We start from the raw sequence: 8,548 nt of genomic DNA, 5'->3' as shown, positions 1-8,548 counted from the left end.
CGCGAGGTCCCAGCCGCGGCGCGCAAAGGCGTTCGCGAGCGCCCGGCCGATCGACGCGGCGTCGGCGGCGCTGTCGAGCGCGCCCGCGACCAGCGCCACGCGGGCGGTCGACGTATCGGCTGAAACGGTCATTTACAATGCCGGGATGAACCCGAAAGCTCACGAACCCGCTAGTTTACCTGCTCCCGGCCCCGATGCGCTCGCGCAGTCCGAAACCCTGGCCGCGCAACTGCGCGACGAGGTCGCGGCGGCCGGCGGCTGGCTGCCGTTTTCCCGCTTCATGGAGCGCGCGCTGTATGCGCCGGGCCTCGGCTATTACAGCGGCGGCGCGCGCAAGTTCGGGCGCCGCGCCGACGACGGCAGCGACTTCGTCACCGCGCCCGAGCTGTCGCCGCTGTTCGCGCAGACGCTCGCGCAGCCGGTCGCCGATGCGCTTGCCGCGAGCGGCACGCGCCGCGTGATGGAATTCGGCGCGGGCACCGGCAAGCTCGCGGCCGGGCTGCTCGCGGCGCTCGACGCCGAACTCGACGAATACCTGATCGTCGACCTGTCCGGCGAATTGCGCGAGCGGCAGCGCGACACGATCGCGGCCGCCGCGCCGGCGCAGGTTGCGAAGGTGCGCTGGCTCGACGCGCTGCCCGAGCGCTTCGACGGCGTCGTGGTCGGCAACGAGGTGCTCGACGCGATGCCGGTGCGGCTGTTCGCGAAGGCCGACGGCGCGTGGCGCGAGCGCGGCGTCGCGCTCGATGCGCAGCAGGCGTTCGTGTTCGACGATCGCCCGGTCGCGCCGGGCGCGCTGCCGCCGGTGCTGGCGGGCCTCGACGTCGACGACGGCTATGTGACCGAGACGCACGAGGCCGCGCTGGCGTTCGTGCGGACCGTCTGCACGATGCTCGGGCGCGGCGCGGTGCTGCTGATCGACTACGGCTTTCCCGCGCACGAGTATTACCATCCGCAGCGCGACCGCGGCACGCTGATGTGCCACTACCGCCACCACGCGCACGACGATCCGTTCCTGTATCCGGGCCTGCAGGACATCACCGCGCACGTCGAATTCACCGGCATCTACGAAGCGGGCGTCGCCGCCGGCGCGGACCTGCTCGGCTATACGTCGCAGGCGCGCTTCCTGCTCGACGCGGGCATCACCGACGCGCTGGCCGCGATCGATCCGTCGGACATCAAGCAGTTCCTGCCGGCCGCGAATGCGGTGCAGAAGCTGCTTTCCGAAGCCGAGATGGGCGAGCTGTTCAAGGTGATCGCGTTTTCGCGCGGCATCGACGGCACGCTCGACGCATTCGCGCGCGGCGACCGCTCGCACGCGCTCTGACGGGACTGGCAATGCTGCGCTGGCTGATGGCGTCGTTCGTCGCGGTGATGATCCTGACGCGCTGCTGGCCGTGGCTGGGCAAGCTCGGCGTCGGGCGGCTGCCCGGCGACGTCACGCTGACGCTCGGCGGGCGGCGCTACCCGTTTCCGTTCATGTCGACGCTGGTGCTGACCATGCTGGTGTCGATGGCGGCACGGATGCTCTGAACCGCGCCGGGCCCGCCGGGGCCGCATATCGGCGCTACAGCTCGATCTCGCCGAGGATCCGGTGCGCGAGCGCCTTCGCCTCGTCGAACGCTTCCTCCTCGCTCGGGCTCGTGGTGTGCACGTCGTAACGGATGTTCTCGGTCTCGTCGCCGTCGTCGCGGGCGAGGATCACGTAGCCCTGGAACTGCCCGTTGCCCGCATGCTGCGTATGCGCCTTGGCCGTGTAGATGCCTTTCGTGAACGTGTTGGTGTCCATGACGCCTCTCCCGCAAAAGGACACTTCATCGTAGCACTGCGGCGCAGCATGTACAGCGCGGCTTATCGGTGACGGATCCGTGTCGGTCACCGTCCCGTCAGCGTCCGTCAGTCGAGCAGCGCGACCACTTCGTCGAGCGTCGGCGCATGCGCGCCCGTGTGCCGGCACGCGGCCGCGCCCGCCGCGAGCGCGAATGCGAGATGTTCTCGCCACGACCGCTGCGGCGCGGCCATCAGGCTGAACAGCAGTCCGCCGATCGACGCGTCGCCCGCGCCGACGGTGTCGGCCACCTCGACGCGCGGCGGGCTCGCTTCGTAGCGCTCGCCGTCCGCGTAGAGCGTCGCGGCCTGCGCGCCGCGCGTGACCAGCACGGCCGCGCGCGGGTTCAGCTCGCGCACCGCGTCGATCGCTTCGGCGCCGTCGCTGCCGAACAGGTGCCGCAGGTCTTCGTCGGACACCTTGATCAGGTCGGCCAGGCCGGCCATCTTCGCGAGCGTCGGCCGGTACGCGGCCGTCATCAGGTTGCGCACGTTCGGGTCGAAGCTGATCTTCACGCCGCGCGCATGCAGGTCGGCCGCGAGCGCGACGAGCGTGCTCGCGAGCGGCTCGCGCACGAGGCTGATGCAGCCGAAGTGCGCCCATTTCACGTGCTCGGTCCAGCCGGCCGGCAGCCGCGCCGGGTCGAACGCGAGATCCGCGCTCGCGTCGCCGATGAAGAAATAGGCGGGCGGACGCGTCTGATGGACGATCGCGAGCAGCGGCGCGCGCGGCACGCGCTGCAGGAAGCGCAGGTCGAGCCCGGCCGCCTCGCTGGTGCGCCACAGCTCGTCGGAGAAACAGTCCTCGCCGATCGCGCCCGCGAGCGCGCTCGGCACGCCGAGCCGCGCGACCGCGCGCGCGACGTTCCAGCCGGCGCCGCCGGGCACCGAGGTCCATTGCGCGTCGCCTGTGCGCACCATGTCGGTCAGGATGTCGCCCGCCGATACGAAAGCCGGGAAAGTGCCGCCGCTCATTGATTTGCCTCACTGCGCGCCGCGCGCGCCAGGGTTGCGAGCACGTCGTAGCACGCGCCCATCGTGTGATAGTCGGTCTTGCCGGCCGGACTCTTCTCGTCGCTGTACTTGCGGTTGTCGCAGGTGAGGATCCGGTACCACGCGCCGTAGCGGTGATCGACGAAATGCGCCCAGCTATAGCGCCAGATCTCGTCGTACCAGTCCCAGAAGCGTTCGGCGCCGGTACGTGCGCCGAGCATCGCGGCCGCCGCGAAGGTTTCCGCCTGCACCCAGAAATACTTGTTGTGGTCGCAGATCGTGAAATCGGGGCCGAAGCCGTAGCAGAGGCCGCCGTGGTCCGTGTCCCACGCATGCGTGAGCGCCGCGTCGAACAGCTCGGCCGCGCGCGGCACCAGCCAGTCGAGCGGACGGTGGCGCTCGAGGATCAGCAGCAGCTTCGCCCATTCGGTCTGGTGGCCGGGCTGGAAGCCCCACGGCCGGAAGATGTTCGAGCTGTCTTCCTTGTTGTAGTCCCAGTCGACCGACCAGTCCGCATGGTAGTGCTCCCACACGAGGCCGCCCGACAGCGCGGCCTGGCGCTGCGTGATGTGGGTCGCGAGCTTTTCCGCGCGGTCGAGGTAGGTCAGGTGGCCGGTCGCCTCGTAGGCGGCGAGCAGCGCCTCGGTCATGTGCATGTTCGCGTTCTGGCCGCGGTAGCTCGACACGATCCAGTTCGGCGTCGCGTCGTCCGCGTAGAGGCCCGCCGCCGGATCCCAGAAGCGGTGCTCGGCGAGTTCGTAGGTCGCGGCGATCAGCGGGCGCGCCTCGTCGATGCCGGCCATCGTCGCATGCGCGGCCGCCAGCAGCACGAACGCGAGGCCGTAGCAGTGGCGCGTGCCGTCGAGCGTCGCACGCTTCGCACCGTCGCGCCAGTCGAGCTCCCAGTCGTAGCCTTGCAGCGCGTCGTCCCAGTGCGCGTCGCGCAGGAAGCGCAGCCCGTGGCGTGCGTAGTCGAGATGGCGCGGATCGCCGAAATGGCGATACGCCATCGCGTAGTTGAATACGAACCGGCAACTGCTGACGAGGTGGCGCGACGTGCGGTTGTAGACGCTGCCGTCGTCGCGGAAGTAGTGGTAGAAGCCGCCCGTCGGGTCGAGCGCGTTCGGCGCGTAGAAGCGCAGCGTGTCCTCGACGTGCGACAGCAGGAACGACGGGTCGCGGAAATTCTCGACGAACGGCGCCGGTTGCGCGTGGGCGGCCGGCGTGGCCGGGCAGGGTTGGACCGGGGGCATGTTCATGATCAGGTGACCGTGGCGGGATCGAGCGCCGGCGAGCCGGCGGGCTGGCTGCTGGCCCGCACGATCAGCTCGACGGGCAGGGAGATCTCGGTGCGTTCGGGCGCTTCGGCGAGCAGCAGTTCGACGCCGCGGCGGCCGAGCGCTTCCTTGTCGACGGCGAGCGTCGTCAGCGGCGGGGTCGCGTGCGCGGCGGCCGGAATGTCGTCGAAGCCGACGATCGCGATGTCGTGCGGAATCCGCAGACCGCGCGCGATGCACACGCGCTGCGCGGCGAGCGCGGCGGCGTCGTTGTACGCGAACACGGCGTCGGGGCGCGGGCCCGGCGCGTCGAGCAGCTGCTGCATCGCGCGCGCGGCGCCGGTGTCGGGATCGAGCCCCGCGTCGATCGTCACCTCGTAGGCGGGATCGAACAGCTGGCCGGCCTCGAAGAACGCGCGCCGGTAGCCGATCGCGCGCTGCGCGATGCTGTAGTGCGCGGGCGAGCCGCCGATGAACGCGATCCGCGAGCGGCCGGTCGCGAGCAGATGGCGCATCGCGAGCGCCGCGCCGGTCGCGTTGTCGATGTTTACCGAGCGCAGCCCGGGCGCCCACAGGTCGATCAGCACGAGCGGGCGGCCGGTCGCCGCGAGCGCCTCGATCGTCTCGGGCTCGATGAAGCCAGCTACCGCGATCGCATCGGGTGCGTGCGGACGCATCTGGCGCAGCACGTCGTCGTTCGGGCCGACGGTGAGCAGCGTCGGCACGATGCCGCGCTCGCGGCACGCGTCCTCGACGCCGTGCAGCACGTGCGAGAAGAACGGGCTGGCGGGAAAGCGGTTGTGCTGACGATGCAGCAGGAACGTGAGCCGGCGGATGCGCGGCCGCAGCTGCGCGGAGTCGTAGCCGAGCCGCTGCGCGATCTCGACGACGCGCGCGCGCGTCGTCTCGGACAGGCCGGGCTGGTTTTTCAGCGCACGGGAGACGGTGCCGATCGAGACCTCTGCCGCCCGCGCCACATCGCGAATGGTGGTGCCCATCGTTCGGGATCCGGTTTGTTTAGGGTGATGGCGATTGTATAGTAAAAATTGTTGGGGAAAACGGGCCGGATAGCCGGGGAATACCCGCAAATGGCGGGTTTTAACGTGCTAATTAGCGAAAACGACGTTACTAAAAATACTAAACAAAAGGAGAAAAAGGCAAGGTGAACGAGCGAAGGCGCGCTCGATGCGGCCCGCAGGCGGGCGTCGCGTGCCGGAACCGGGCCAGCGGCGGCGCGGGGGAGGCTGGGTAGCCTGAAGGTTGCGTGCGTGCGGGAAGGGGGCAAGGCGGCAAGGCGACAGGACAACGCGTCCCCGAAGTCTCACCCAACACGGTTCAGCGCGCGATCGTGCCGGTCGGCTCGCCGCGTTCGCGCAGCGCCGCGCGGCCCGCATCGAGGTCGACCACCGCAAGCCCGCCCGGCTGCTGTTTCGCGCGCCGTTTCGCGAGCGCGGCGACCGACGCGATCTCGTCGCTGCCATAGCGCTTCGCGCCGTGTGCGCCGGCCGGCACGCCGACCGCGCCGATCGCCATCGTCACGAAGCCGAAGAACGCGGGGTTGCCGTGGCGATCCTCGCCGCGCAGGCCGCCTGCCTGCCGGTCGGCCTGCGTATAGAACAGTTGCGCGCCCGCGTTGAAGCGCTCGATCGCGGCGAGCGAGCGCGAATGCCAGTCGTCGCGCTGGAACAGCACGAGGAAATCGTCGCCGCCGACGTGCCCGAGAAAGTCCCGCTGCGGATCGCACACGCCGGCCAGCACCGTCGCGGCGAACTTCAGCACCTCGTCGCCCTGCCAGTAGCCGTACTGGTCGTTGAACGGCTTGAACTGGTTCAGGTCGACGTAGCACGCATGAAAGCCGGCGTCGCGCGCGAGCAGCCGGTCGATGTGCGCGCTGATCGGGATGTTGCCGGGCAGGAACGTCAGCGGGTTCGCGTAGCGCGCGGCCTCGATGCGCATCTCGGTCACCGCGCGCACCAGGCTCTCGCCGGTGCCGAGCCCGACGTAGCGGCCGTGCTCGGTGATCACGAAGCCGTCTGCCAGATAGCGCTGGTCATGGCTCGCGAGCAGCATCGCGAGCTGCTCGAAGGTGGTCGAGTTCTCGATCATCAGCGGCGCGTCGTTCGCGAACTGCAGGCACGGCTTCTTGCCGAACACCTCGCGGTGGTACGGCAGCGCGAAGCGGTCGATGAAGCCGCGGCGGTTCACCAGCGCGACGGGCCGCCCGCGCTCGACAAGCGCAACCGCGTGCAGGTCCGGCATCCGGTTGAACAGGTCGAGCACGTCGTTGCTGGTCGCGTCGCGCGGCAGCGCCGGCGCCGGCACGAGCATCTTCGAGGCGATCGTGCCGGCCGGCCGCGCGACGCGAGTCGCACCGGGGAACACCGCGATGTGCGGCGCGCGGATCGCGTCGCGCGCGGCCGGCGCGACGATGCGCGACGGCCGGGCATTCGGGCGGCCGAGCAGGAAACCCTGCACGCAGCAGATGCCCATGTCGCGCACGACGATCAGGTCACATTCGTTCTCGATGCCTTCCGCGATCAGTTTCGCGCCGCTCGCGTGCGCGAAATGCTGCATCGCCTTCACGGCCTCGAACTTGAGCGGGTCGCGCGCGATGTCATGGATGAAGAAGCGGTCGATCTTCACGACGTCCGGGTGCAGGCGCAGCCACAGGTTCATGCTTGCGTTCGCGGTGCCGTAGTCGTCGAGTGCGAACTGGATGCCCGCATCGCGCAGCGACGCGATCGCCGGCACGATGTGCGCGACATCGGTCGCCGCGTTCTGCTCGGTCAGCTCGATCACGATGCGTTCGGCGCCGACCCGCGCGCGGCCGAGCAGCATGCGGGCACGCTCGTGTTCGCGCGCGAGTTGCAGGATCGTGCCCGCGCTGAAATTGAGGAACAGCTTGCCGTCGCAGCCGAGCGCTGCGAACGCGTCGAGGCAGGTGAGTGCGGCTGCCTGTTCGAGCGCAATGGTCTCGCCCTCGCGCGCGGCCTGCGCGAACAGCGCGGCCGGCGGCTCGAGCTCGGTGCCGTGCGGGCCGCGGATCAGCCCTTCATAACCGACGACGGTGCCTGACTCGAGGTCGACGATCGGCTGGAACACGGCGGCGAGCGCGCGATCCGCGATCAGGCGCGAGGTGCTGCCGGCGGCAGCGGAAGCGGAAGGGGGCGCGGGCATGAGCGTGGCGGCCGAAGCGACGGGACGCACGACTTAACGACAGCGAACGCGCAGAGTTGAATGAAGATTGTGTGACGCGATGCGCGATGTTGGTGCATCGTGTCGCGTACCGGCGCGGGGCGGGCGAGGGCGCGCAGGCGGGCGCCTGCGCCCGGGCGCGTCAGTGCTTGCTCGCGCTCAGTGTGCGGGGCGCGGCGCTCGCGTCGCCCTCGTCGCGCTCGCCGCTCAGGTCGCGCGCCCCCCAGCGCTGCGCGAGCGCCGCGCACGCCATCAACTGGATCTGGTGGAACAGCATCAGCGGCAGCACGATCGCGCCGACCGCGTGCGACGAGAAAATCACCTTCGCCATCGGCACGCCGGCCGCGAGGCTCTTCTTCGATCCGCAGAAGATGATCGTGATCTGGTCGGCGCGGTTGAAGCCGAGCCGCTTGCTGACGAACGCGGTCAGCAGCAGCGCGATCGCGAGCAGCACGAGGTTCACGACGAGCAGGCCGCCGAGCGCGCGCGCCGGGATCTGGTGCCACAGCCCCTGGTTCACGGCCTCGCTGAATGCGACGTAGACGACCAGCAGGATCGAGCCCTGGTCGACGAAGCGCAGCACGCCGCGGTTGCGATCGATCCAGCCGCCGATCGCGGGCCGCAGCAGCTGGCCGGCGATGAACGGCACGAGCAGCTGCATCACGATGCTGCCGACCGTGCTCCACGGCGACGCGGCCGTGGCCGATTGCGACGTGATCATCAGCCCGACGAGCGCCGGCGTGACGAAGATCCCGAGCAGGCTCGACGCCGAGGCCGCACAGACGGCCGCCGGCACGTTGCCCTTCGCGATCGACGTGAATGCGATCGACGACTGGACCGTCGACGGCAGCGTGCACAGGAACAGCACGCCCGCATACAGCGCCGGCGTGACGAGCGGTTGCAGCACGGGCTTCAGCGCGAGGCCGAGCAGCGGGAACAGCGCGAACGTGCTGAGCAGCACGACCGTGTGCAGCCGCCAGTGGGTCGCGCCGGCGATCACCGCCTCGCGCGACAGCTTCGCGCCGTGCAGGAAGAACAGCAGGCCGACCGCGATATTGGTCGCCCAGTTGAACGCATGCGCGGCCGGGCCGCGGCACGGCAGCAGGCTCGCGAGCACGACGGTGCCGACGAGCGCGAGCGTGAAGTTGTCGGGAAGAAAACGGGGACGGGCCATCAGGATCTCAGCTGAAAGACGAATGCGCGCATCGCGCGCGAACCCGCGTATTTTCCCGCTTGCCCATTCAATACACAAATTC

Annotated in this window: 8 protein-coding genes and 1 pseudogene; 2 read left to right on the top strand and 7 right to left on the bottom strand. The window is 69.8% G+C overall.

The window, feature by feature from the left end:
• Window positions 1-132, bottom strand: a pseudogene (locus BST28156_RS35080) (short-chain dehydrogenase); the annotation flags it as partial.
• A gap of 13 nt (window positions 133-145) precedes the next feature.
• On the opposite strand from BST28156_RS35080, the gene BST28156_RS18085 reads away from it, so the two are divergent.
• Window positions 146-1,327: a class I SAM-dependent methyltransferase gene (locus tag BST28156_RS18085; protein WP_174902963.1), complete on the top strand. Its 1,182-nt coding sequence runs from the start codon at window positions 146-148 to the stop codon at window positions 1,325-1,327.
• An 11-nt stretch (window positions 1,328-1,338) separates the two neighbouring features.
• Complete coding sequence (locus tag BST28156_RS18080; protein ID WP_009695565.1) at window positions 1,339-1,533, top strand: DUF2905 domain-containing protein; 195 nt, start codon at window positions 1,339-1,341, stop codon at window positions 1,531-1,533.
• A gap of 34 nt (window positions 1,534-1,567) precedes the next feature.
• Here the strand turns inward: BST28156_RS18080 and BST28156_RS18075 are convergent, their stop codons facing one another.
• The 6 genes from BST28156_RS18075 to BST28156_RS18050 all read right to left on the bottom strand — a co-directional run bounded on the left by BST28156_RS18075 (window position 1,568) and on the right by BST28156_RS18050 (window position 8,466).
• Window positions 1,568-1,789, bottom strand: a complete 222-nt coding sequence (locus BST28156_RS18075) for a hypothetical protein (RefSeq protein ID WP_009695564.1) — start codon at window positions 1,787-1,789, stop codon at window positions 1,568-1,570.
• Between the two features lie 107 nt (window positions 1,790-1,896).
• Window positions 1,897-2,802, bottom strand: coding sequence for a carbohydrate kinase family protein (locus BST28156_RS18070; RefSeq protein ID WP_174902962.1), 906 nt, complete (start codon window positions 2,800-2,802; stop codon window positions 1,897-1,899).
• Window positions 2,799-4,079 carry an AGE family epimerase/isomerase gene (locus BST28156_RS18065; RefSeq protein ID WP_060246587.1) on the bottom strand — a complete coding sequence of 427 codons (1,281 nt, stop codon included), beginning with the start codon at window positions 4,077-4,079 and terminating at the stop codon, window positions 2,799-2,801. Before BST28156_RS18065 ends, BST28156_RS18070 begins: the two co-directional genes overlap by 4 nt.
• A 2-nt stretch (window positions 4,080-4,081) precedes the next feature.
• Entirely contained in the window at window positions 4,082-5,095 is a 1,014-nt protein-coding gene (locus BST28156_RS18060) for a LacI family DNA-binding transcriptional regulator (RefSeq protein WP_060246590.1), read from the bottom strand.
• 337 nt (window positions 5,096-5,432) lie between these two features.
• On the bottom strand, window positions 5,433-7,274 hold the full coding sequence (locus BST28156_RS18055; RefSeq protein WP_174902961.1) for an EAL domain-containing protein: 1,842 nt from the start codon (window positions 7,272-7,274) through the stop codon (window positions 5,433-5,435).
• A gap of 160 nt (window positions 7,275-7,434) precedes the next feature.
• On the bottom strand, window positions 7,435-8,466 hold the full coding sequence (locus tag BST28156_RS18050; protein WP_174902960.1) for a bile acid:sodium symporter family protein: 1,032 nt from the start codon (window positions 8,464-8,466) through the stop codon (window positions 7,435-7,437).
• Window positions 8,467-8,548 lie beyond the last annotated feature (82 nt).

Origin of the sequence: Burkholderia pseudomultivorans (assembly GCF_902499075.1) — a bacterium.
GTDB lineage: Bacteria > Pseudomonadota > Gammaproteobacteria > Burkholderiales > Burkholderiaceae > Burkholderia > Burkholderia pseudomultivorans.
Note: the sequence above shows the minus strand (reverse complement) of the source record. Positions and strands in the feature narration are given on the sequence as shown.